This is a genomic window from Caballeronia arationis (assembly GCF_001544975.2).
Lineage (GTDB): Bacteria > Pseudomonadota > Gammaproteobacteria > Burkholderiales > Burkholderiaceae > Caballeronia > Caballeronia arationis.
Window position 1 is genome coordinate 22937 of record NZ_FCOG02000050.1, and the last position, 22743, is coordinate 45679.

At 59.6% G+C, this 22743-nt stretch carries 21 protein-coding genes and 2 pseudogenes; 11 read left to right on the forward strand and 12 right to left on the reverse strand.

Annotation, left to right across the window (positions count from 1 at the left end):
* Window positions 1-180 precede the first annotated feature (180 nt).
* Complete coding sequence (locus AWB81_RS44890; protein WP_144444181.1) at window positions 181-399, forward strand: hypothetical protein; 219 nt, start codon at window positions 181-183, stop codon at window positions 397-399.
* 220 nt (window positions 400-619) lie between these two features.
* On the opposite strand, the gene tnpC is transcribed toward AWB81_RS44890, so the two are convergent.
* The 6 genes and pseudogenes from tnpC to AWB81_RS46965 form a co-directional block, all read right to left on the reverse strand.
* Window positions 620-2227 carry an IS66 family transposase gene (gene tnpC, locus AWB81_RS25045; RefSeq protein ID WP_062639242.1) on the reverse strand — a complete coding sequence of 536 codons (1608 nt, stop codon included), beginning with the start codon at window positions 2225-2227 and terminating at the stop codon, window positions 620-622.
* 99 nt (window positions 2228-2326) lie between these two features.
* On the reverse strand, window positions 2327-2680 hold the full coding sequence (gene tnpB / locus AWB81_RS25050; protein ID WP_062639243.1) for an IS66 family insertion sequence element accessory protein TnpB: 354 nt from the start codon (window positions 2678-2680) through the stop codon (window positions 2327-2329).
* Window positions 2680-3153, reverse strand: coding sequence for an IS66-like element accessory protein TnpA (gene tnpA, locus AWB81_RS25055; protein ID WP_062639244.1), 474 nt, complete (start codon window positions 3151-3153; stop codon window positions 2680-2682). Before tnpA ends, tnpB begins: the two co-directional genes overlap by 1 nt.
* A 110-nt stretch (window positions 3154-3263) precedes the next feature.
* A pseudogene (locus AWB81_RS46960) lies at window positions 3264-3857 on the reverse strand (tyrosine-type recombinase/integrase); the annotation flags it as partial.
* A gap of 846 nt (window positions 3858-4703) precedes the next feature.
* The gene (gene cadR, locus AWB81_RS25070) at window positions 4704-5135 is read right to left on the reverse strand and encodes a Cd(II)/Pb(II)-responsive transcriptional regulator (RefSeq protein ID WP_062639246.1); all 432 of its coding nucleotides are present in this window, start codon (window positions 5133-5135) and stop codon (window positions 4704-4706) included.
* Between the two features lie 97 nt (window positions 5136-5232).
* The gene (locus tag AWB81_RS46965) at window positions 5233-5433 is read right to left on the reverse strand and encodes a hypothetical protein (RefSeq protein WP_235025906.1); all 201 of its coding nucleotides are present in this window, start codon (window positions 5431-5433) and stop codon (window positions 5233-5235) included.
* A 42-nt stretch (window positions 5434-5475) separates the two neighbouring features.
* Between AWB81_RS46965 and AWB81_RS25075 the strand changes: the two genes are divergently transcribed.
* The 9 genes from AWB81_RS25075 to AWB81_RS25115 all read left to right on the forward strand — a co-directional run bounded on the left by AWB81_RS25075 (window position 5476) and on the right by AWB81_RS25115 (window position 17665).
* The gene (locus AWB81_RS25075) at window positions 5476-7605 is read left to right on the forward strand and encodes a heavy metal translocating P-type ATPase (protein WP_374730511.1); all 2130 of its coding nucleotides are present in this window, start codon (window positions 5476-5478) and stop codon (window positions 7603-7605) included.
* 63 nt (window positions 7606-7668) lie between these two features.
* Entirely contained in the window at window positions 7669-8007 is a 339-nt protein-coding gene (locus AWB81_RS25080; RefSeq protein ID WP_235025908.1) for a zinc ribbon domain-containing protein, read from the forward strand.
* Entirely contained in the window at window positions 8007-8732 is a 726-nt protein-coding gene (locus AWB81_RS25085) for a ZIP family metal transporter (protein ID WP_062639261.1), read from the forward strand. The genes AWB81_RS25080 and AWB81_RS25085 overlap by 1 nt, the downstream gene beginning before the upstream one ends.
* Before the next feature lie 110 nt (window positions 8733-8842).
* Window positions 8843-9112, forward strand: coding sequence for a DUF4148 domain-containing protein (locus tag AWB81_RS25090; RefSeq protein ID WP_087135180.1), 270 nt, complete (start codon window positions 8843-8845; stop codon window positions 9110-9112).
* 363 nt (window positions 9113-9475) lie between these two features.
* Window positions 9476-10801, forward strand: coding sequence for a TolC family protein (locus AWB81_RS25095; protein ID WP_062639248.1), 1326 nt, complete (start codon window positions 9476-9478; stop codon window positions 10799-10801).
* A gap of 10 nt (window positions 10802-10811) precedes the next feature.
* On the forward strand, window positions 10812-12287 hold the full coding sequence (locus tag AWB81_RS25100; protein WP_062639249.1) for an efflux RND transporter periplasmic adaptor subunit: 1476 nt from the start codon (window positions 10812-10814) through the stop codon (window positions 12285-12287).
* Between the two features lie 78 nt (window positions 12288-12365).
* Window positions 12366-15587 (forward strand): efflux RND transporter permease subunit, encoded by a 3222-nt coding sequence (locus AWB81_RS25105; RefSeq protein ID WP_062639250.1) that lies wholly within the window; start codon window positions 12366-12368, stop codon window positions 15585-15587.
* Window positions 15588-15593: 6 nt separating this feature from the next.
* Window positions 15594-16277 carry a heavy metal response regulator transcription factor IrlR gene (irlR, locus tag AWB81_RS25110; protein ID WP_062639251.1) on the forward strand — a complete coding sequence of 228 codons (684 nt, stop codon included), beginning with the start codon at window positions 15594-15596 and terminating at the stop codon, window positions 16275-16277.
* Window positions 16271-17665 carry a heavy metal sensor histidine kinase gene (locus tag AWB81_RS25115; protein WP_062639252.1) on the forward strand — a complete coding sequence of 465 codons (1395 nt, stop codon included), beginning with the start codon at window positions 16271-16273 and terminating at the stop codon, window positions 17663-17665. The genes irlR and AWB81_RS25115 overlap by 7 nt, the downstream gene beginning before the upstream one ends.
* Before the next feature lie 115 nt (window positions 17666-17780).
* Here the strand turns inward: AWB81_RS25115 and AWB81_RS25120 are convergent, their stop codons facing one another.
* Both AWB81_RS25120 and AWB81_RS45840 read right to left on the reverse strand, forming a co-directional pair.
* Entirely contained in the window at window positions 17781-18053 is a 273-nt protein-coding gene (locus AWB81_RS25120) for a DUF4148 domain-containing protein (RefSeq protein WP_062639253.1), read from the reverse strand.
* A gap of 393 nt (window positions 18054-18446) precedes the next feature.
* Window positions 18447-18620, reverse strand: a complete 174-nt coding sequence (locus AWB81_RS45840; protein ID WP_159938936.1) for a hypothetical protein — start codon at window positions 18618-18620, stop codon at window positions 18447-18449.
* Between the two features lie 499 nt (window positions 18621-19119).
* Here AWB81_RS45840 and AWB81_RS25130 point away from each other — a divergent pair, with 499 nt between their 5' ends.
* Entirely contained in the window at window positions 19120-20547 is a 1428-nt protein-coding gene (locus AWB81_RS25130; RefSeq protein WP_062639254.1) for an IS4 family transposase, read from the forward strand.
* 347 nt (window positions 20548-20894) lie between these two features.
* On the opposite strand, the pseudogene AWB81_RS25135 reads toward AWB81_RS25130, so the two are convergent.
* The 4 genes and pseudogenes from AWB81_RS25135 to AWB81_RS46970 all read right to left on the reverse strand — a co-directional run.
* Window positions 20895-21074, reverse strand: a pseudogene (locus tag AWB81_RS25135) (YncE family protein); the annotation flags it as partial.
* Between the two features lie 213 nt (window positions 21075-21287).
* Window positions 21288-21785, reverse strand: coding sequence for a hypothetical protein (locus AWB81_RS25140; protein ID WP_062639256.1), 498 nt, complete (start codon window positions 21783-21785; stop codon window positions 21288-21290).
* 38 nt (window positions 21786-21823) lie between these two features.
* On the reverse strand, window positions 21824-22216 hold the full coding sequence (locus AWB81_RS25145; protein WP_062639257.1) for a hypothetical protein: 393 nt from the start codon (window positions 22214-22216) through the stop codon (window positions 21824-21826).
* A gap of 302 nt (window positions 22217-22518) precedes the next feature.
* Window positions 22519-22743, reverse strand: a 225-nt coding sequence (locus tag AWB81_RS46970) for a hypothetical protein (RefSeq protein WP_062639258.1), incomplete at its 5' end; no start/stop codon positions are given.

A 22743-nucleotide genomic window follows, 5' to 3' on the forward strand; every position in this document is an offset into this window, starting at 1 on the left:
AAGCGGCGAAAGCGTTCGGAAGCGTGCGGCCCGGCCGGCCAAGCGCGGGCACGCACGATTGAATTAAGGACAACCGCTACTCGCTTGACCTTCCTTTACTGTGAAGGTCGATACTGCTAAATCAATAACGCTGGTTTCAACTACTGCGCCTTTCAACGGCTTCGATTATAGGTGCGAGGCATGGAGCGCTCATTGCACGGCGACGTGTTCGCCGCATTCAAGAGATGTTGTGAGGAGGAAGAGTTTGAACTGGCCGAGCATCTGCTGCGTGCGATCGAGGCGATAGCGGAACAAGGAGCGGACAGTGAACTACTCGATGCCGCCTATGCGTTGCTGGTGCTACCACGCGATCGTCCGCTGTGCGTACGTCCGTCCAGAGAGAAAGCCGGATCGAAATGACCACCATCCGAAGAAATGGAGCGACGAGGCGGGGACCTTCTCAAAAGCGCGCCCCTTCTTCCGGCTTGCAGCGAATCGGAAACGGCCGTTGGAAACATGGTAAGCGATAGTTTTAGCACACCGAACAGGGAATCACTTGCAAGCGAAGGGCAAGCATGGCTGCGTCTAGCGGTCTTGATGGCTTGCGCGCCAACGCGATGATCGGAGCGTGTCCGCTGCGTCAGCTGACGCTTGTCTCGGCCTGCCGCTTGGCGTAGTTGAACGGCAGCAGGTCGCGAATGTCAGCGTCCGGGGGCCGCTGCGGTAACTCGGTTAGCACGTGCAGCAGCCAGGCATGCGGTTCGATGCCGCAGGCTCGGCACGTGAGCATCAGACTGTAGACGATCGCGCTTGCTTTCGCACCGGCTTCCGTATCGCTGAACAGCCACGATTTTCTCGCGGTGGCAAACGGCCTGATGTCGCGCTCGATGACATTGTTATCCACGGGAGACCGCCCGTCGTCTACGTAGCGGATTAGATACTGCCATTGCCTGCGGCAGTAGCCGACTGCCTCGCCGAACAGACTCTTGGGCAGAACCTTCGGTGCCAATTCGTCAAGCCATGCCTTGAAGGCGCTCAGCAGCGGCACGCTGTGCTGCTGGCGTAGGCGGTAACGGTAATTGGCCAGCGTCTCGCCCTCGGGCAAGTTTTGTTTGGCGAGCGCCTCGACCTGGTACAGCGCCTGGAAGAACTCGAGCGCCCTGATGATGCGAGCGCTGGGCTTGTTTTTCTGTCCTTTCAGCGCATCGGTGAACATTCTCCGCGCGTGGGCAAGGCATCCGAGGTGCGTCGCCGATTTAACCGTCCGCCATGCCGGCCACCCGTCGGTCATCAACGTGCCCGCGTAGCTTCCAAGGAAGGCCTTCGGATATTCCTGGCCGCGCCCGGGCTGGTACTCGAATAACACGACCGGCTGCTCGCTGTCCTCGGCGCTTCGATAGACCCACATATACGACGTGTCCTGTGCCTTTCGATCCTTTTCCTTGAGGACCTGGACCGTAGTCTCGTCGCCGTGAATCAGCCACTGACCCAGCAGAACCGCCTTGAGCGCGTCGTAAATCCGCTTGTAGTGCAGCTCGGCGGGGCGGATGATCCAGTTCGCCAGCGTGCCGCGGCTGATCGTGATGTTCGAGCGCGCGAGCACATCCTCCATCCGGTACAGCGGCGTGCCATCGACGTACTTCCCGGCCGTAACAGCGGCGATCATCGATGGACTTGCATGGCTCCCAGGCAAGGGCTGCGCCGGCATCGGCGCGACCACGATCGGCGTGTGCGTGCCGTGATGCTCGCAGTGACGACACGCGTACTTGAAGCGCGCATGCTGCAACACCGACACCTTGACCTCCATGTGCAACTGCTCGCTGACTTCTTCGCCCATCCGGTGCATTGCCTTGCCACAACACGGACAGATCTTCTGATCATCGGGCAGATCGTACTCGATACGCTCGCGCGGAAGATCCGCAGGCAGCGGCTTGCGGCCACGCTTGCGGGATTCGGGCTTCCCAAGCTCAGGCAACCCGGTGTTCGGTAGAGTGGGCGCGTCGGCGTCGCCTTCGGCAACCGGATCCGCTTCGGCGACTTCTTCAGCCTCGTTGAACACGCGGTCCTTGCGCTTCTCGCTCTTCGGCGCGTACTGTCGGGCCAACGCAAGACGATATTGCTCTTCGAGCGCATCGAGGCGCTTGCAGAGGTCGCCGATTTTGGCGTCGCGTTCTGCGAGACCGGTTTCGAGCTCGTGGATGTAGGCCTTGGCGGCCCGCGGCAATCGCGAGAGTTCAGGGGCTTTCATGCGCTTCACAATAGCGAAGCACGGCGTCGCGCAGGTTTACGGAGATTTGTAACTACCGGGCCGGTCGTTGTTTACCGGCAACATCGGTGATACTGGAATTCAGCTTGCGTGGCAGTACTGCCTCGCAGGATGACGGCGCACCGCGTCGACATCGACACCGTCTAGCAGCAGGTGAAGCTGTTCGGTGCTGAGTTCAATCACGGCCTGCTGGCGGCGGGGCCATACAAAATGGTCCGCCTCGAGTCGCTTCATGAGGAGCCAGAATCCAGCCCGGTCATAGAGCACAAGCTTCACGCGATCGCGCTTCCGATTGTGAAACGCAAAGACGGCTCGCGCGAACGGGTCAAGATGCATTGATTGCTCGACCAGCGTCACCAGTGTGTTCAGTCCGCAGCGGAAGTCGATCGGTTCGCGATGTAGGTAGATCCGCAGACCATCGTCAAAGCGGAACATCAACCCGCTCCCAACGCGACGATCACCGCCTTGACGAGTGGCGCGTCCTGCACTGAGCATTCGAGATCAATCGCGACGCCGTTGGGCAACCTTACCGACAGGCGCGCTTGCGACGGCGCCGGCGTCGGCGCTGGGGGAGAATCGCGACGTACCGTCAAAGACTCCGCCGTCTCCGCCGACTTCAACGTCGCGCCTCCAATCGTCACCACGGGAACAAACGCCGAAGGTTCAGATTCGATCGTCCTCGGCACCCTAGCAACTGCGCTCGCCCTCCGGTACATCTCGACCCACTTGCGCAGTTGGTTGGCGTTCACTCCAGCCTTCAGCGCCAAACCCGCAAGCGACGCTCCAGGGCGCAGGCATGCCTCGACCAAGCGGCGCTTCCCATCAGGATCAAATGATCGTTTGCCCTTGGGAGACAGGTGCGTCACCTTCAGCGGCAGGAAATCGAGGTCAATCGTGTCAGGTGTCATCGTGGTTGCGTCCGCAAGTGTAGGTTGCGGACGCAAGCGTGACGTCCTTTACTTCATCGCGCTACGTGCGGAGAAATTCGCGCTTACGAAACATGTAGGGCGCAGGCGCGTTATCGCGCGGCGAATGCCTGACTCATCTGCCGGGCCCGCTTGACGTCGTCGCTTTGCAAATAGATCGAGGTCGTCGCGATCGACGCGTGCCGCAGATTGTCAGTTCCGCGCCGCGAGCGAGCGCGTGTGTCGCATGCGTGTGTCGCATCCAATGCGGGCTCGCGCGTCGCAGCTTCTCACGGAGCGCCGGATGATCGGCGGCAATCACATCGGCCGCATGTCGGAAGAAGCGCCGCATCACGGTCCACAGGCGAGCACCGGTGATACCGTTGCGGTGCTCTTCGTCAAGGCTTGCGACAAGCGGTGTCTTCGGATGCCATTGCGCCGGTGTGACCCGGCAAACGCCGCGCGACGAGATACCGGTCGAGCGCCGTGCGCGCAAGCGGTGGGACCGCCACTTTGCCCGGCCGGCCGCCCTTGCCGACCAAATGCAGCCAGCGGTCGCCGCGCTCGTCGAGGCGAACGTCTCCGAGCATCGCCCCGACGAGTTCGCTGGTGCGCAGGCCAGTCGCGTAGGCAAAGTCAAGCAGGAAGCGCAGGCGCTGCGCCGCCGGCTCGGACCAGCCGTATGACCACTCGAGGCCGTCTGCGAGCGTGCCGTAGAACGCATTAAAGATGTCAACGTTACGACGATAAACATGTCAATTCGACGATCTCCACTCGTGGATCACAGTCGCTGCTTGCTGGGCATTGGTTTGACGGATGCGCAATAATGTTGTCACTTCGCCCTCGGGCGAAGGAACGCGCCTCGCCCCGATTTCAGGAGTTGAACTCACCTGCGCTGCGGGAGCCGCTGGCCGGCGAAAGTAGAACGATCATCTCTGTCCCGTCAATTTGAACCGAGCGGATAGCCGTACATCGCGTGAGCACGAATGCTCGTCACCAAGGTCGCCGAGTCCCTGTAGCCATTGAAACATCCGCCGCCGGGCCGATAAAATGGGATGAACGCCGGCGCGCCTCGACCTATGGGTCGCTCCCGTATCGCCGACGTCGTTTGGTCCGTCAGCGGTATCGTTTGTCCTTGCGATGAGCACGGTCCCCATGCCCCGGCATGTTCGCTGTCGGCGCGAGCGTAATGTTTGTGAGTAGCGGTCATAGACTTTTTCCTAGTCGCGAAGAAGGAGGGCCGAGCCGTCCGGACGTCGATTCACAGTTTGTTTCCTCACGCTGCCCGGTACACAGCCCGCATAGCGACATGACTCACCCCGGAGCAAAGAACAGACCGCAGTCGAGTGGCCTCCCGCTAACGAGCGATCGCTGAAATTGATACCGCGTTTAATGAACTGTGCAAACACCTTGTCAGCCGCAAGGTTACAACGTAGCGCCAGGCACCGGTTCTCCTACTTCACTTCTGTAACCGCGCTGCCGGTCTGCCACACACGTGTGGTCAGCACCTGAATCTTGAGCCCGAAGAAAGTGCACGTTCCCGCAGGACTGCCTTAACCGACATGCGTGGGTCTAGGTCGTTGGGTACCCGTTTCCATCGTGACGAGGCCCTGCATGATTCCGCAGTCCTCGACGAGCCGCTCGCCCGGGCATCGTTTTCGCAGTGCGGTGAGCTGACTCTTCAATTGCAGCAGTTCCTTGATGCGTGCGTCGACGTGTCCAATGTGTTCGTCGACCAGCGAGTTGACCGCCCCACATCCGGCAGCGGGACCGTCGGCCGCGCGAAGCAATGTGCGTATCTCGTCATGCGTCATGTCCAACGCGCGGCAATTGCGGATGAACCGCAACCGATCGATGTGACCTTCGTGGTAGCTGCGGTAGTTCGCGCCGGTACGATCCGCCTCCGGGAGTAGTCCTTCCTTCTCATAAAAACGGACCGTGTCCGTCGTGCAGCCGGCCTTTTTCGCCAGTTCACCGATTTTCATCATCCATTTCCTCTGAAAGCTTGACCTTGGAGTGGCTCCAAGGTGTTTACTACACCACAAACCACGCAAGGGATCCAGCATGCCCGCAGCCCCCGTATCACCTTCCAGAAAGAAAAGCGGGCCGGAACACGCCTGTAATCACGATCACTCCGCCCACCGGTATGACCTCGCCAGCGATATCGCGGCTCATAACCACGGTCACTCGTGCGCTCGCCAGCATGACCACGACCACGCACATAGCGATGGCCATGACCATGCGCACACGCAGGCACACGCTCATGACCACGATCATGCGCATGGCGACAGTTGCTACAGCGCACCTGCTGCCTCGGCCCTGAGCGTGCTGACGCCCCCCACAGTAGTCGGCGACGGCGTCCGCACGCCGATCCGCATCCTGCAGATGGACTGCCCCACTGAAGAAGCGCTGATCCGCAAGAAACTCGGTGCAATGACGTCGGTCAGGAGCATGGAATTCAATCTGATGCAGCGGGTGCTGACGGTCGTCCATGAGCCAAACGCGCTGGATGCGGTGCTTGATGCGGTCCGCTCGCTGGGATTTTCGCCGGAAATTCCTGAGACTGGCGGCCGGCTTGACGCAGCCCCCGAGGTACCGAACAAGCCGTGGTGGCCGCTGGCACTTGCGGGCGCGGCGGCGATCGCGTCCGAAGCTGCCAGCTGGCTCGGACAGCCGGTGTGGCTGACGGCCGCACTGGCCATTCTTGCTGTCGTGGCGTGCGGTCTGACGACCTACCGAAAAGGATGGGTCGCGATCCGCAACGGCAATCTGAACATCAACGCACTGATGAGCATCGCGGTCACCGGAGCGCTGGTACTGGGCCAATGGCCAGAAGCGGCAATGGTGATGGTCCTGTTCACGATTGCGGAATTGATCGAAGCGAAATCGCTGGACCGCGCGCGTAACGCGATCCAGGGTCTGATGCGGCTCTCGCCGGAGAAAGCCACCGTCAGGCAGCCGGACGGTTCGTGGGCTGAGGTCGAAGCGAATTCCGTCGTGCCCGGTGCAGTCGTGCGCGTAAAGCCAGGCGAGCGGATCGGCCTCGACGGTGACATCGTGGGGGGTCGCTCAAGCATCAACCAGGCACCGATCACCGGCGAAAGCATGCCGATCGAGAAAGCCGAAGGCGATCCGGTATTCGCAGGCACCATCAACGAATCGGGTTCGTTCGAATACCGCGTGACTGCTGCGGCAAGCAACACGACGCTGGCGCGGATCATTCACGCGGTGGAGGAAGCCCAGGGCGCCAAGGCGCCCACGCAGCGCTTTGTCGACCAGTTTGCACGGGTCTACACGCCGATTGTCTTCGCGATCGCGCTGGCAGTCGCGGTAGTCCCGCCGCTTATCGCCGGCGGCGGTTGGCATGACTGGATCTACAAAGCACTCGTGCTGCTCGTGATCGCCTGTCCGTGTGCGCTGGTGATTTCGACACCCGTCTCGATCGTCAGCGGGCTCGCTGCGGCTGCGCGTCGCGGCATCCTGATCAAAGGCGGTACCTACCTCGAACAGGGGCGCAAGCTCGCGTGGCTCGCGTTGGACAAAACCGGAACCATCACCCATGGCAAGCCGGTTCAAACTGAGTTCGAGATACGGGTAACGGACGTCGATATTGCTCACGTTCGCTCGCTCGCTGCGAGTCTCGCAGGCCGTTCCGGCCACCCTGTGTCGCTGGCCCTCGCCCGCGCCGCGGAAACCAGCAACGTGACACACTACCCGGTCGAAGAATTTGAGGCAATTCCCGGGCGAGGTGTTCGCGGCGTTGTCGACGGGAAGAGCTACTCGCTCGGCAATCACCGTCTGGTCGAGGAACTCGGCCGCTGCTCGCCGGAACTGGAAGAACGACTGGACGCCCTCGAACGAGAAGGCAAGACGGTTGTGATGCTGATAGACGAGAGCCGGGTGCTTGCGCTCTTCGCCGTGGCGGATACGGTCAAGGACAGCAGCCGCGAGGCGATTTCCGAGCTTCACAAGCTCGGCGTGCGTACTGCGATGCTGACCGGCGACAATCCTCATACCGCCCAAGCAATCGCGAAGCAGGTCGGCATCGACCGGGCTGAGGGCAACCAGTTGCCGGAGGACAAGCTGCGCGTAATAGAGCGTCTGTCGGGCGGCCCAGCCGTGGTCGGCATGGTCGGCGATGGCATTAACGACGCGCCGGCGCTGGCGCGAGCCGATATCGGCTTCGCAATGGGAGCAATGGGAACCGACACCGCAATCGAGACGGCTGACGTCGCGCTGATGGATGACGACCTGAGAAAAATCCCTGCCTTTATCCGGCTGTCGAAAGCGACGCATTCGATTCTTGTGCAGAACATCACATTGGCGCTTGGAATCAAGGTCGTGTTCCTGACACTGACGCTTGCGGGCCTCGGGACCATGTGGATGGCCGTGTTTGCTGATGTCGGCGCTAGCCTGCTGGTTGTCGGCAATGGCCTTCGTCTGCTGCGCAAGTGACCAGGCTGCCACCGTCAAGAATGGATTGACTCACTGGAGGTTGCGATGGGATGGTTAGAAAGAATGCTCGGCGGCCATCATGGCGGCCGCGATAGCCACGATGGTGGACAAGGGCGCTCGCACAGAGGCGGACACGGCTATCGCGGAGAACACGGACTTGGTGGAGAGCAAGAGCACGGCTATGGACGCCGCGATGACCAGACGTGGGGACGGACACCGGAGCCAACCCAGCCTGCACAGAGCGCAGTTATCTGCCCGCAGTGCAGGACGGCGAGCGCGCAGGGCGCGCGCTTTTGCGGTCAATGCGCCGCGTCGCTCGTCCCTGCAGCGTGCGGGAAATGCAACAGCGCGCTCGCGACCGGCGCGAAATTCTGCAGCCAGTGCGGCACCCCGGCGACCTGATGACGCCCTCCGTCAAGCTGGCGCTTCTCACGCTTCCCCCGCTGATCGCAGCGGGCGCCGGGGCTTTCGTCGCGTCGGTGAAAACGCCGGGAGCTCGCACAACGAGCATCATCCAGCATTTCACCGGCGGCATTGTATTCGCGGCGGCAGCTCTCGAGTTGCTGCCACAGGACAGAACGCACTCCACAACGCCGGTTGTCATTGGATTCGTGCTCGGCCTGCTGCTGATGCTGGGCATACGGCAGGTGTGCAACCGTCTGGAAAAGCGATTTGAGGCTTCCAGCTTGCCGACCGGTCTGATCATCGTGACGGCCATCGACCTCATCGTCGATGGCCTTGTTCTCGGCATCGCATTTTCCGTCGGCGAAGAGACGGGCCTCATCCTGACGATAGCACTCACACTTGAGGTACTGTTCCTCGCGCTGTCCGTGAGTACTGCGCTCGGTGCTGCGCGCGTGCGCAGGCTGTGGACTCTGGGCGTTCCAGTGTTGCTGGCGGCACTGCTCAGCGTATCCGCAGTCGGCGGTCATGCGCTGTTCGCCGGCCTGCCGGCGAACTTCTATGCGGTGCTGCTAGGTCTTGGAACTGTCGCACTCATTTACCTCGTCACAGAGGAACTGCTGGTCGAGGCGCACGAAGTGCCGGAGACCTCCGTCGCCACCGCCGCATTCTTCGTCGGCTTCATCGTCTTTTTCATCATCGAGGCCTCGGTCAAGACGGGTTGAGCGTTTTCCGTTTATGACTTGTTTGTCATTTTGCAATCATCTGGGCGCACCGGCGCCTCTCCACACTGGTGCTATTCCTCGCTTAGGCGAACCCAGTTAAGGAGAAGATGATGAAGTGGCCGGCATACGTAATGGCTGTAACGACCCTCGCCGCAAGCGGCGCAGTTGCGGCGCAGGGAATGCCCGAGAGTCAGAGCAAGACCCGGGAACAGGTGCGCGAGGAAATAGCCGAGGCGCGCCGTGATGGATTGCTACCGTACAAGCGTCATGACTATCCCCCGAGCGCCGCGACCATCAAAAGGAACAAGGAACTCTACGCAATCGCCCACCCGGGCGATGCTGCGGTGAAAGAAGCTTCCGCGTCCGCAGACGCGAAGTGACGTCCTTGAGTCTTGCGCCTGGCACTACACCGCGTTGTGAACACTGATTTGCCAACGCTCCACTGAGGCACTCGGTATTCACCCCCAATCAGTCCACGAGTCCGTCGCCCCGACCGTCGGGGCGTGTAGAACTTCGGAACTTCGCCGTGCGTTTGCCTTGCGCCGCACGGCCTCAACATCGCCCTCATCCTCCTGATCGCAAGTTCAAACCCCAAGGTCGCCGCCAACACGGAGCACATCCGGACCGGTCACGTGCGCTGGTCAGCTCGTTGACGAAGATGACCGAAAAATCATCTTCGCATCATGTTTGCACCGCAGCAGAACCGTAGCATCGCCCCTACCCCTTCACGACTTCGCCCTTCCATGCTCAGCCGCCACCTTGCTGCCGTACTTGCGATTGCCGCAGCAATCCCAGCTTATGCACAGTCGATATTGCCCCCTGTAGAGAGCGGACACCAGGCGCCAGCAGACGCTGCCGCGACCACGACCAGTGACGTCGCACTGACGCCCATGTCGCTCGACGATGCGCTCGGAATCGCGGCTGAAAATAATCCGCTGCTTCGCGGCGCGCGCGCCGACGCGAATGCGACCCAAGGCACTTTCATGCAGGCCGGTGCCCGACCCAACCCGGAGATATCGTTTCTGCAGGAGGGGTTCGGAGGCCCCGAGCGCACGACGACGGCTCTCCTGAACCAGACCGTTGAGTTGGGTGGCAAGCGTCGGGCACGGCTGGACGTCGCGTCGTATGGGCGTGAGGTGGCACTCGCTTCCCTCGACGGTCGCGGCGCGGCTCTGCGTTCGGACGTCGTTGCCGCATTTTATGGATTGCTCGCTGCGCAACGTCAATTGCAGGTCGCGCAGGAATCGGCAGATATCGCCGTCCGGTCCGCAGAGCTTGCCGGAAAGCGCTCGCGCGCTGGCAAGGTGTCGCCTGTCGAGGCGACGAAAGCGCGGGTTGCAGCGACAGGTGTTCAGATTGAACTCGCGAATGCCAGAACGCGCGTCTCGACTGCCGTGGAAAAGCTGGCCAGCGTAACGGGCAGTCCGCTCGTGCGGGGACGCTCTGCCACCGGCGACATCGAGACCGTGCCTGCAGTCGCACCCCTTTCCCAACTCCTGGAGCGTCTGTCCGACGCGCCCCTCTCGCGGGTCGCCCGTGCAGAAATGCTCCGTTCCAACGCCGCTATTTCAGTGGAGCGCGCAAAGCGCGTCCCCGATATCACGGTCAGCGCCGGCATGAAGCGGGTCATTACCGGCGGCATCCGCGACAACCAGGCCGTCGTCGGCATTTCCATTCCGCTTCCGCTGTTCGACACGAACAAGGGTGCGCTTCTAGAGGCAGTTCACAAAGCCGAGAAGGCGGGCGCCGATTTCGACAGTGAGAAGGCCCGTTTGCAACTCGAACTGACCCAGGCATATGCCAGCTACGAGAGCTCGACGCAGGCGGCCCAGCAGTTGAAGGCTGACGTCCTGCCGGCCGCGCGCGAAGCGCTCGACGCGATGTCAAGAGGATACGAGCTTGGCAAGTTCAGCTTTCTCGATGTGCTAGACGCGCAGCGCACTTTTTTCCAGGGGCAATCGCAATATGTGCAGGCGTTGACCGACGCTCATCTTGCATATGCTGACATCGGACGGCTTGTCGGCATGCCCCTGCGCTCCGACGCTCACCAAACGACCAATCTACCTTGAAGGACTCGTCATGTCGCGCAGAACAATCGCTATCGCCATTGTGGCGAGCATCGGCGCCGCAAGCATCGCGCTCGCGACGGTGGCATTAACACGCGAGTCGTCAACCGCTCAGGCGGCCCCCGGCATTGTTGAAGCTTCGCAATCGAGCCAGGGGGCGATTGGCCAGCATGGGGGTAGTGTGCTGAAAAATGGCGCATGGACCGTCGAAATCGTCATGTCCGAGAAGCCCGGCGATGCCCGTCTTGTCGTCTATCCGTTTGATGATGGCAAGCCAGTCGATAAGGGCGTAACGGTCTCCGGCACCTTAACCCGCTACGACGGTTCGAAGGAGCAGTTGCAGTTCGCGCGAGCGGGTCAAAAATTCACGTCTACCCGGCCGATAGCCAAGCCTCACGTATTCGATGCCTCTATCGACCTCAGGTGGCGCGAGCAATCCGCTTCATTTGATTTCTCCCGCGCCGATGGTGCGGTCGCGCTAAGCGCGAGGCAGGTCGAGGCGGCTCAGATTGGCCTGGCTCCGGCTGGCCCGGCTCAAGTCGTCACGACGTTCCAGCTTCCCGGCGAAATCAAGTTCAACGAGGACCGCACCGCTCACGTCGTGCCGCGTGTGGCCGGTATCGTCGAGCGCGTCACCGTATCAATCGGAGAGAAGGTCGAGAAAGGACAGTTGCTCGCGGTCATTGCAAGTTCTGACCTTGCTGACCGCAGAAGCGAACTGCTGACTGCGGAGCGTCGCCTTTCGGCTGCCCGAACCTATTACCAGCGGGAGAAGACCCTCTGGCAGGAGCGGATCTCCGCTGAGCAGGACTATCTTCAGGCGCAGGTACAGTTGCGCGAAGCAGAGATTGCCGCGCAGAACGCCCGACAGAAGCTGTCCGCTCTGGGCGCTCAAGCCTCTGCGAGCGCACTGAATCGCTACGAACTGCGCGCACCATTTACCGGAACAATCGTTGAGAAGCACCTGACCCCTGGCGAGGCAATCGCGGCAGATGCCAACGTTTTCGTTGTCTCCGACCTTTCATCTGTATGGGCTGAGATGGCGGTGCCCGCCCAGCGGTTGAACGAGGTGCGCATCGGCCGCGAAGCGACCGTAAGCGCCACCGCGTTCGAGTCGAAATCGAGCGGCCCCATCGCGTATGTAGGCGCTTTACTGGGAGAACAGACTCGCACGGCACCGGCGCGTGTTGTGCTGCCGAATCCAGACGGCGCATGGCGTCCGGGCATGTTCGTTAATGTCTCGGTGGACGCGGGCAGACAGGACGTACCGGTCGCAGTGCCGAGTGACGCACTGCAGGATATCGATGGCGCACAAGCCATCTTTGTGCAGTCGCCCAAGGGATTCGTTGCTCAAGCCGTCGAGACCGGGCGTCGTGATGACCGCGTCGTTGAAGTTGTCAAAGGGCTCAGGCCTGGCCAGCAGTATGTCAATACTAACAGCTTCGTACTCAAGGCCGAGCTCGGAAAAGGCAGCGTCGAGGAAGAGTAACTCCAAAGCCCCGAACCTCTGACGACCCGCAACAGGCAGGTTGCACACACCCTTATCCGGTTTCATAGGACCATCTCAATGTTTGAGAGACTGATTCGTTTTGCGATAGCACACCGTTGGCTCGTCATGCTGGCTGTTATCGCTGTCGCAGCGCTGGGCGTTTACAGCTACCAGAAGCTGCCGATCGATGCCGTGCCCGACATTACCAACGTCCAAGTCCAGATCAACACGTCAGCGCCCGGATATTCGCCGCTCGAGGCCGAGCAGCGCATAACGTATTCGGTAGAGACCGCGATGGCGGGCCTGCCTGATCTAGAACAGACGCGTTCCATCTCGCGCTACGGTCTGTCCCAGGTAACCGTCATCTTTAAGGACGGGACCGACATCTACTTCGCGCGCCAGCTGGTCAACGAGCGAATTCAGGAAGCAAAAGACAAGCTGCCACCTGGCGCCACCCCGGCGATGGGGCCGACTTCAACCGGGCTCGGCGAGATTTATTTGTGGACAGTCGAAGCTACCGTCGCGGCGCGCAAGCCCGATGGGACACGCTATACACCCGCAGACCTGCGTGAGCTTCAGGACTGGGTCATCAAGCCCCAGCTCCGCAACGTACCGGGCGTCACCGAGGTCAATTCGATTGGCGGGTTTGTCAAAGAATTCCGCGTCGCACCGAATCCGACCAAGCTGATGTCATACGGTTTGACCCTGGCAGACGTGGTCCGCGCGCTCGAGCGTAATAATGACAACGTGGGCGCCGGATATATTGAAAAGCGCGGTGAACAATACCTGGTGCGCGTGCCCGGCCAAGCGCGCTCGGTCGAGGATATCTCCAATGTCGTGCTGACAAACGTCGGTGGCGTACCTGTCCGAATGAAAGATGTCGGGCAGGTCGATATCGGTCGCGAATTGCGAACCGGCGCGGCGACGGCGAATGGCGAAGAAGTGGTGCTCGGCACAGTGTTCATGTTGATGGGCGAGAACAGTCGTACTGTCGCAAAGGCCGTCTCAGTCAAGATGGAGGAGGTCAATCGCACATTACCAGAGGGCGTGCGTGCGGTGCCGGTCTACGACCGTACGGTGCTGGTCGAAAAAGCTGTGCAGACCGTGAAAAAGAACCTCCTCGAAGGTGCGGTTCTCGTTATCGTCATTCTCTTCCTGTTCCTCGGCAACATCCGTGCGGCGCTCATTACCGCGCTTGTCATCCCATTGTCAATGCTGATGACATTCACGGGGATGGTTAATGCAAGAGTGAGCGCCAACCTCATGAGCCTCGGCGCGCTCGATTTCGGCATTATTGTGGACGGCGCCGTCGTGATTGTTGAGAACTGCGTGAGACGCCTTGCGCATGCGCAGACTCTTGCAGGGCGACCCTTGGGTCGCGAAGAACGTTTCGCCGAAGTTTTCAGAGCATCGCAAGAAGCGAGGCGCGCCCTCATTTTTGGCCAACTCATTATTATGGTCGTTTATCTGCCCATCTTCGCGCTCACGGGCGTCGAGGGCAAAATGTTCCACCCGATGGCGGTTACTGTCGTGATGGCACTCGCCGCGGCAATGGTGCTGACGGTCACCTTCATTCCTGCCGCAGTTGCGCTGTTCATCGGTCAGCACGTCGAAGAGAAGGAAAACTGGCTGATGGGCCGGGCACGACGACTTTATGAGCCCGTGCTCGCCGCGTTCATGAAGCGTCCGAAGCGCGTGCTCGTTGGTGCAGTCATGATTGTTACCCTGACGATGGGGCTGGCGACCCGCCTTGGCAGCGAGTTCATTCCGAGCCTGAACGAGGGCGACCTTGCCGTTGCCGCGTTACGCATCCCTGGCACAAGCCTCTCACAGTCGGTGGACATGCAGAAGTCCATCGAGAAGACGCTCAAACAGGGGTTCCCAGAAATCGATCGTGTCTTCGCACGGACCGGTACGGCCGAAATCGCCGCGGATCCGATGCCACCCAACCTGTCCGACGGTTACATCATGCTGAAACCGACAGACAAGTGGCCGAACCCGAACAAGTCGCGTGACCAGCTCGTGCAGCAAATTGAGGCTGCGCTCGCGGAACTGCCGGGCAACGCATATGAGTTTTCGCAGCCTATTCAGTTGCGTTTTAACGAGTTGATTTCTGGCGTGCGTAGCGACGTGGCAGTCAAAGTCTTCGGCGATGACATGGCCGTGCTCAATGGAACCGGCGAGAAGATTGCGGCGGCGCTTCAGAAGGTGCCTGGCGCCTCGGAAGTGAAGGTCGAGCAGACCACCGGTTTGCCGGTTCTTACCATCAACCTGGATCGCGACAAGCTCGCGCGGTACGGCGTCACCGTAGGAGACATTCAGGACACAGTTGCAGCCGCTGTCGGCGGGCAGAAAGCGGGCACGCTGTTTCAGGGCGACCGGCGCTTTGACATCGTGGTCCGGTTGCCCGAGGAACTTCGCTCGGATATCGAGGCGATTAAGCGCCTGCCGATTGCGTTACCATTTTCCCGGCAAGGGGTCGCGAGCGGCCCCGTGGTCCAGGCGCCGTACGTCCCCCTTGCTGAGCTGGCGACGGTCGAGGTTGCCCCGGGCCCCAACCAGATCAGCCGGGAGAACGGCAAGCGGCGCGTGGTGGTGAGCGCAAATGTGCGCGGCCGGGACGTGGGCTCATTCGTCGCGGATGCCCGCGAGCAGCTTCAACAGGACGTTCAGGTTCCGTCGGGTTACTGGTTGTCGTGGGGTGGACAATTCGAGCAATTGCAGAGCGCGAGTGAGAGATTGAAACTGGTCGTCCCGCTTTCGCTCTTCATGGTGTTCGTCCTCCTTTTCATCATGTTTAATAACGTGAAGGACGGCTTGCTGGTGTTCACGGGTATCCCGTTCGCACTGAGTGGCGGAGTGGTCTTGCTGTGGATGAGGGACGTCCCTCTGTCCATTACCGCCGCGGTCGGCTTCATCGCGCTGTCAGGCGTCGCCGTACTGAACGGGCTCGTCATGATTTCCTTTATCCGGAATCTGCGCGAGGAAGGTGTGCAGTTGGATGTGGCCGTTCGCGACGGAGCGGTGACGCGGCTGCGGCCGGTACTGATGACTGCGCTGGTGGCGTCGCTTGGCTTTTTGCCGATGGCATTCGCGACGGGCACAGGCTCGGAAGTGCAGCGTCCCCTGGCGACCGTTGTCATTGGCGGGATCCTGTCGTCAACGGCCCTGACACTGCTGGTTCTTCCTGTCCTGTATCGGGTTGCCCATTCGACGTCGTTTCGTTCGATGGTTATGGACGGGTTGGCGAAACGGGCGCCAGGTCCGGTACTTCGCTGGTTCGGTATTCTCTCGAGGTAGTGTTCAATGCGGATTCTTTTAGTGGAAGATGAGCCGAAGACCGGTGTCTATCTTCGTAAGGGCCTGGCTGAGGCGGGATACGTCGTCGATTGGATCGAAGACGGCATCACCGGCCAGCACCAGGCCGAGACGGAGGACTATGACCTCCTCATTATCGACGTGATGCTTCCGGGGCAGGATGGGTGGACGCTGCTGCAAAACCTTCGGCGCACGAGGTCGACTCCGGTGCTGTTCCTCTCCGCGCGTGACGACGTAGTAGACAGGGTAAAAGGGCTGGAACTGGGGGCGGACGATTACCTTGCGAAGCCGTTTGACTTCGTCGAACTGGTTGCTCGCGTAAGGTCAATCCTGCGACGCGGCAAGCCGCGCGAGTCGACGATGCTCCAGGTTGCCGACCTCGCACTTGACGTGACCCGACGCAGAGCGACCCGTCAGGGCGATATCATTCTTTTGACCGCCAAGGAGTTCACGTTACTGTGGCTTCTGATGCGAAAGGAGGGAGAAATTCTGCCACGCGCAACAATTGCCTCTCAGGTGTGGGATATGAATTTTAACAGCGACACCAATGTCGTGGACTCAGCCATCAGGCGGCTTCGCTCAAAAGTTGACGACGCCTACGAACCCAAGCTCATTCATACAGTGAGGGGTATGGGGTACGTGCTGGAAGTGAGAGGCAGTGCGAGTTGTTGATGCGCCTGGTCCCGCGAACGCTCCGCGCACGGCTGACTGCGCTTATTATCCTCTCGACATCGGTTATTCTCGCCCTGAGCGGGGTTGCACTGTATGAAGCACTAAGAAGCCGTATTGAGTCGACGTCAGTCGAGCAGATATCTGGCACGATGTCATCTCTGCAGGTGCATCTGACCGAGATCAAGACGACAGACGACATTGGCCGCAATGCCGAGATGTGGATAGACCAGTTGCATGGGCATCAGAACATGGACCTGGCCATCTACGACATGGCGGGCAATCGCCTTCTGAGCACGGCAGGATTTCAGCCGTATGCACCGATCCTGACAACTCAGACGAAGCATGTTCCGACAACTTTGACCCCGGCTCACTCCCGGCTCCGCTACATGGTTAGTACGGTGCCAATCGAAGGGCCGGTCGGGCCGTCGGTTCGCATCGCTATCCAATACGACGGGTCCAAAGACCAGGCTCTTCTGCGGGCGTACGCGTATACCATTGTCATTATTGAAGTGTTTGGGGTTCTGCTAGCGGCCGCTTTCGCGTATGGCATCGCAATGCTGGGTCTGAGCCCGCTGCGGCGCCTCGTTTCGCGCGCGGAAGAAATGTCGACGAGTCGCCTCGCGCATCCGTTGCCCGAGCTCGATGCCTCGGGTGAACTGAAAGAACTGGGCCACGCGTTCAACGGCATGCTTGCGCGGCTTGACGAGTCGTTCACGCGGCTCAGCCAGTTCTCGTCGAATCTCGCCCATGACATGCGAACGCCTCTGACAAATCTGCTGGCCGCTGCCCAGGTGGCGTTGTCACAGACCCGATCTTCTTCCGAGTACCGGGACGTCATCGAGTCGAGCGTCGACGAATACCAGCGTCTATCGAGAATGATCGAGGACATGCTTTTTCTGGCGCGTTCGGAGCAGGCAGAGCCATCCGTGACCTTGCGAAATCTAGATGCTGCTTGCGAGGCCGAACGCGTCGCCGGCTACTACGAGCCGATGGCGCAAGACGCCGAGGTAACGATCGAGGTAAAGGGCCACGGCACTGTTCACGCAGACCTTCTTCTCTATCAGCGCGCACTGAGTAACCTGCTGTCTAACGCTCTCGCGCACGCGCCCCGAGGGTCGGCCATAACTATCGACTGTTGCGAACAAGCGGATTGGACGACGATTACCGTTTCAGACATGGGACCGGGTATTGCGCCCCCCCACCTCGTCCGGCTATTCGAGCGGTTCTACCGTGTGGACCCGTCCAGGCACGACTCCGCGTCCGGCACGGGGCTCGGGCTGGCTATCGTGAAGTCGATCATGAACAACCACGGAGGACAGTGCGGCGTGAAGAGCGAGCCTTATATTCGCACGGCCTTCTGGCTGCGGTTCCCGCATCACGGGTACTGAAATGACGGTGCAAAGACGCCGCTGTCCACCGCTGGCTGACAGGCACCGAGCGCCATGGCTAACCGAACACGCCTAGGGAATTCAGCCACCGTGCCTGTCACCGCGGCGATCGCGCCTATCGGGCTGCGAGGTTGTCATGATGGTCGGCCGACGGCGCAGTTTCGCCTGCGTGGGATGCCACCGCGTGCAACTCCTTGTTGCGGGCAATCGTGGCAGCGTTTGGCGGGAATTGCGTTTTGCTTGCTTGCGTCAAGCCGTCATGCTGAGCCTGAATTAGTTCTTGCCGGACCTGCTCGCGCGACTTGCCCTGCGCCTGCGCTGTTTGCAAGGTCGCGCCGATAGACACTACTACTGCTACAGAAAGTGCGAAGAGTTTTGCGGCTTTCATTTGAATCTCCTTTGTTATGACCACCGGTTGGCGAGTCAGGAGCCCAGTATGAATATCGGACAGTGCGCAATCGTGACTGCCAGATGAGAAAAATGTCAGGTTCGGTGTTCTGACATACCGGGACAACAAGCCTCTGCCGTGAGCCTTTCGATATCGACATCCGTTCATCAACCCGTGACTCATGAACTGATTTTTGCGTACTTACCCGTCCCGCAGTTTCTTCTGTCTCCGCTAGCAAAAGCAATATGGCTACATGCAGTGATGACAGGGCGCCTTGCATGGCAAGCAATTCGCATGTACTCCCGAATAGCTACCCACGCGTGAAATTTCCGTCACGTGCGCGTCATGTCGGCGCAGAATTCCCGAAACACAATGCTTTCGATGTGGTTGCGGTCACTCGGCCGCCGACATTTGCTCCCCGTGCAGCCTGCCGGCCAATGCGTTCCTGCGCTGTCTCTTCATTGCCCGACCGATGTGAAAGCGGTCGCTCACCAGGAAGATGGTTAGTCCGGACATGAACATGAAACATGCGCACTTGTTTTTCAAATTGCTTTTCGTGGTCGTCATTGCCGTAAGCCTTGCTGGGTGCGTTAGCCCCGCCAGAAGACCTCCGACTGCGAACACGTCGCCCGCAGCCACGGAAGCAGCGGCGCCAAAGGACCTGCCTCCGGGCGAACAGCTAGACTATGCCGGCCATCGCTGTGGGAATCCAAATTTGCACGTTAAGACTCATCCGTGTATTTTCCCTCGTCGATAGCAACGCCATTTTCGCGTCGACAGAAATTGCCACCCGAATCAATCGTCGCTTATGCCGCGCTTCAACAGGCAGCGCTGGTTTTCACATCCACGCAGATTGTCACCGCCGCCGGGCCATTAGAGATTTCATCCAATCGCCAGCCATCTACAGATTACAAGCTCGTCGAGAACGGCAACCCAGGCTTGTAGTTCTGTATTTCTTTTTATCGCCTAGAGAGGTGCGTAGCCGACCCGGAAACCTTGCAATTACCCACAACTCCAAGAGAAGTTATGTTAACCTCGCATAGATTAGTCATCCTATGGAAAGATAATGACTGGTAATGTGCGAGTAGATGACGAGGACTGGATCAATAGAGAGACGGCGGATAACAGCTTTCAAGACGCCAGACTTCGCAGAAGATTCCGAATTTTGCTAGAGCGACTATGGTCGGGCGTTGGGCAAACCATTCCATTTGCTTGCCAAGACTGGGCGAACACGAAAGGCGCTTACCGCTTCCTGTCCAATGAGCGCGTAAGCGAGCAGGATATTCTGGGCGGTCATTTCCAAGCGAGTGGTGAGCGCTTTAGGGCGACCGAAGGCCCAATTCTCGTGCTGCAGGACACGACAACGTTCTCATATCAGCGGGAACGTCCTGAGCTTATCGGTTATACGGGCAAGACGTCGATTCAGCGTGGACGGCACGGCCTGCAACAACCGCTGACCCAATGCGGCATCCTGATGCATTCGAGTCTGGCCGTAACCGCTGAAGGCTTGCCGCTGGGCCTGACGGCCATCAAATTCTGGACCCGGACTCAGTTCAAGGGTTGCACGGCGTTAAAGCGAAAGGTCAACCCTACCCGTATGCCAATTGAAGAAAAGGAAAGCTATCGCTGGCTAGAAAACCTGAGACAATCCACAGCATTACTGGGCGAACCGGAACGCTGCGTACATATCGGCGATCGCGAAAGCGACATTTACGAGCTATTCTGCGAAGCGCATGATTTGGGCACGCACTTCCTCGTGCGCACATGCGTTGACCGCCTGGCTGGCGACGGAGAGCATACGATCGCCGACGAGATGGCCGAGGCGAAGGTCAAGGGTCTCCATCGTGTTGAGCTTCGCGATTCTAAAGGCCGTCCCGACGAAGCCTTTTTGGAGATCCGGTATCGCCGCATTACGGTGCTACCACCTCTCTATAAGCAGCGTCGCTATCCCGAGCTACGTCTGACTGTCATTCATGCCCAGGAGAGGACCGCACCCGCCGGTCGACCTCCAATCGAGTGGAAGCTAATCACTGATCTGTCGGTCAAATCTCGTGCGGAAGCCATCGAGAAGCTCGACTGGTACGCGATGCGTTGGAAAATAGAGACCTTTCATAAGATCCTGAAGTCGGGATGCAAGGCCGAAGAATCTAAGCTGCGTACGGCTGATCGCCTAGCCAATCTTATCTCGGTGTTTTGTATCCTGAGTTGGCGCATCTTTTGGCTAACCATGCTCAACCGGTGTGCTGCACACGCCCCCGCCCAGTTGGCAGTCACACAAACAGAGATCGAACTCCTTGATCGGGTCGTCATGGACACGCCTCGCACGGCACAGGCGCCGCCGCTGCTGCGCAGCCTCATCAAGCTTGCGCAACTCGGTGGGTACCTTGCACGTGCCAGCGACCCGCCGCCAGGCAATACCGTTATGTGGCGCGGTATGCGCCGTCTGATTGACATTCAGCTGGGATATGAACTCGCGCAGGACGAGTGTGGGTAATTGCAAGCCCGGAAACCGTTCTATCGTTCTATCGGCCGAGATATGGCTTAAGTCCTGCAACGACACGCCGCATAGCTTCGCAGCTTCGCCAGCCAAACTGGCACGAACACAGAGTTGCGGCGTCTCGCGCAGCCAGATCGGGCGAGCGCCACGGGCCATTGGTACGTTTCCCAATGCGCATCCAAACGCCTGGTAAGTGGCGTTATCGCAGTCGCGCGGCTTGGCCCGTCGTCTAGCGAGGCTAATGTTTCTGGCGGCTGGGCGCCCATGAGCCCCGGTCGCCGAAATCATCCGGGGGCTACCGTACACCTTCGCATGATCACTGACGCCGTTTAGGAACGGCTTTCTTAGTCTGAGTTCGGAGGGTACACGGGTGCGCGATCGGATAAATAAATGCCGTGCGGAGAACGTCCGACTTCGATGGTTTCGACCAGCTTGCGACTCGAGAGATCGATCACGCCCACACGTCTGGCAAATCGGAAGGTCACCCAGAGGGACTTTCGGTCGGCAGACAACTCCATGTCATCGTTGATGGCGTTCTCAATATCTGTGATCGAGTACTCGTTCATGCTGCTAGCTGCCGTTGCTCTGTCAGGTACCGATGATATTCCTCTTCGTCGCGTCTTGTCGCCGCGGCGTCGACGAACGCATCGTATTCTTCGGTGTGTTCGCCGGTCAGTGCGTGGGCAACGGCTGTCCCTTGACGCTCAGTAGGCCGAGAGCGTTGGGCGGCACCCGCGCTAGTGCTTTACCTGGTCTTCCAACTCGATGGCCAGTTCCGCGGCCAACGCTGCCTGCACGGCTACGTGCCTTTCACGAAATGCTTCGGCGCCGACCATGACCTCGGGATGGTCCTTGAAAAACGCGGCTACTTCCGCGTCTCTCGCAGAGGTAAGCGCGGCGATGTTCGCGGGTTCTAACGCGCGCTCCAGCGTTTCGGCTTCGATGCCGAAATGCTCGCTGATAGCAGCGACCGCGTGCGAAATCGGAAACGCCACATCCTCGTGGGCGTCTTTATTGCCGTCAACGAAAAAATAGCCAGCGCAAAGCAGGTCGCCTTTGACCTCGGCTGCGAGGCGCGAGGTAAGATCGTCCTCGATTGCTCGCCTGTCGTTGCTCGCGGAGTCGAACATCCGCAGCGCCTCTTCCTTTGTCGCTTCGCGCGAGTAAATTTCAACGCGGCCACCTCCGGCGCATTCTAGTTCGACATATACGGTTGCACCATCAAGTTCGGACATATGTTTTTCTCTTTCGACGTTGGTGATCGAGTACCCGTTCATGCTGCTTGTCGGGTCTTGAGTAGCTGTTTGATTTGATTGCGAGTAAGACTAGGGTCCGCTGCCTTTGCCGACACGATCTCCGTCAAATCGTCGTCCGAGTAGGCAGCGAGAACCGCGAGTTCGCCGGCATTGAAAAGCGCCTCCATCTCGGCACGATGCCGGGAGTCGACAAAGCGCTTATAGACACGCACGTATTGGGCTGTGGTCGCCTCCGAAAGACCGTAGCGCATTTTGGCGAATTTTAAGAAAAACCTTGCTCCTTTTTTCTCTGCTGCGGGCAAGCTCGACCCTTCGGATTTAGCTTTTTCAACGCAGTGATTGACCACTTCCTTCTTGGCTGCCAATAAGGCTTCGCCAGCTTTGAAAACGTTGATTCTTGGCTTCAACACGGGCTTTGTTTCCTCTTTAATCGCCGTTGCAGGATGGGCTTCCGTTGAAGGGACAGCCTATACAAAATCTACCGATGTCTAACGGCACGCAAGTCCGTTTCTTTTGTTCTGCGGTGGCCTCCGCTGATTGTCTTTAGCTATTGGTGCCAGGTGTCGGAGAATGTAATGAGAGACACGGACGACACCGATGCTAAAAGGCTCTCGATCACGAGCTTTCTTGGTCTGGCGCGAATGCCGGTTACGCCGAATCCTTCGACGAGTCTTTGAACTGTGGTTGCGTCACTAGTTAGTCGAGCACCGCCTTACCGGTCTTGCCGGGTGTCCCAGACACGGAGGATCGCTATAGCAATAGGTTCGTCCGCGTAGGCCGGCAGGACTTCGTAGTGAAGTTGATAGCGTCCAGCGAGGCACACCCACCGATGCACTTCGCGCGCCGGGGGTCCATCGTAGCCGTCTAGTTCTTCCCCGATACGATGAAAATGGTCCTGCCCCAGGCGCTCCGCCTCGTCGAGCAGCGCGTTGACGAC

What these genes read in the sequence shown, in the direction of transcription:
- AWB81_RS44890 (WP_144444181.1), top strand. Translation starts at nt 181, where the DNA reads ATGGAGCGCTCATTGCACGGCGACGTGTTCGCCGCATTCAAGAGATGT.
- tnpC (WP_062639242.1), bottom strand. Translation starts at nt 2,227, where the DNA reads ATGAAAGCCCCTGAACTCTCGCGATTGCCGCGGGCCGCCAAGGCCTAC.
- tnpB (WP_062639243.1), bottom strand. Translation starts at nt 2,680, where the DNA reads ATGTTCCGCTTTGACGATGGTCTGCGGATCTACCTACATCGCGAACCG.
- tnpA (WP_062639244.1), bottom strand. Translation starts at nt 3,153, where the DNA reads ATGACACCTGACACGATTGACCTCGATTTCCTGCCGCTGAAGGTGACG.
- cadR (WP_062639246.1), bottom strand. Translation starts at nt 5,135, where the DNA reads ATGAAAATCGGTGAACTGGCGAAAAAGGCCGGCTGCACGACGGACACG.
- AWB81_RS46965 (WP_235025906.1), bottom strand. Translation starts at nt 5,433, where the DNA reads ATGCGCATGATCGTGGTCATGAGCGTGTGCCTGCGTGTGCGCATGGTC.
- AWB81_RS25080 (WP_235025908.1), top strand. Translation starts at nt 7,669, where the DNA reads ATGCTCGGCGGCCATCATGGCGGCCGCGATAGCCACGATGGTGGACAA.
- AWB81_RS25085 (WP_062639261.1), top strand. Translation starts at nt 8,007, where the DNA reads ATGACGCCCTCCGTCAAGCTGGCGCTTCTCACGCTTCCCCCGCTGATC.
- AWB81_RS25090 (WP_087135180.1), top strand. Translation starts at nt 8,843, where the DNA reads ATGAAGTGGCCGGCATACGTAATGGCTGTAACGACCCTCGCCGCAAGC.
- AWB81_RS25095 (WP_062639248.1), top strand. Translation starts at nt 9,476, where the DNA reads ATGCTCAGCCGCCACCTTGCTGCCGTACTTGCGATTGCCGCAGCAATC.
- AWB81_RS25100 (WP_062639249.1), top strand. Translation starts at nt 10,812, where the DNA reads ATGTCGCGCAGAACAATCGCTATCGCCATTGTGGCGAGCATCGGCGCC.
- AWB81_RS25105 (WP_062639250.1), top strand. Translation starts at nt 12,366, where the DNA reads ATGTTTGAGAGACTGATTCGTTTTGCGATAGCACACCGTTGGCTCGTC.
- irlR (WP_062639251.1), top strand. Translation starts at nt 15,594, where the DNA reads ATGCGGATTCTTTTAGTGGAAGATGAGCCGAAGACCGGTGTCTATCTT.
- AWB81_RS25120 (WP_062639253.1), bottom strand. Translation starts at nt 18,053, where the DNA reads ATGAAAGCCGCAAAACTCTTCGCACTTTCTGTAGCAGTAGTAGTGTCT.
- AWB81_RS45840 (WP_159938936.1), bottom strand. Translation starts at nt 18,620, where the DNA reads ATGACGACCACGAAAAGCAATTTGAAAAACAAGTGCGCATGTTTCATG.
- AWB81_RS25130 (WP_062639254.1), top strand. Translation starts at nt 19,120, where the DNA reads ATGACTGGTAATGTGCGAGTAGATGACGAGGACTGGATCAATAGAGAG.
- AWB81_RS25140 (WP_062639256.1), bottom strand. Translation starts at nt 21,785, where the DNA reads ATGTCCGAACTTGATGGTGCAACCGTATATGTCGAACTAGAATGCGCC.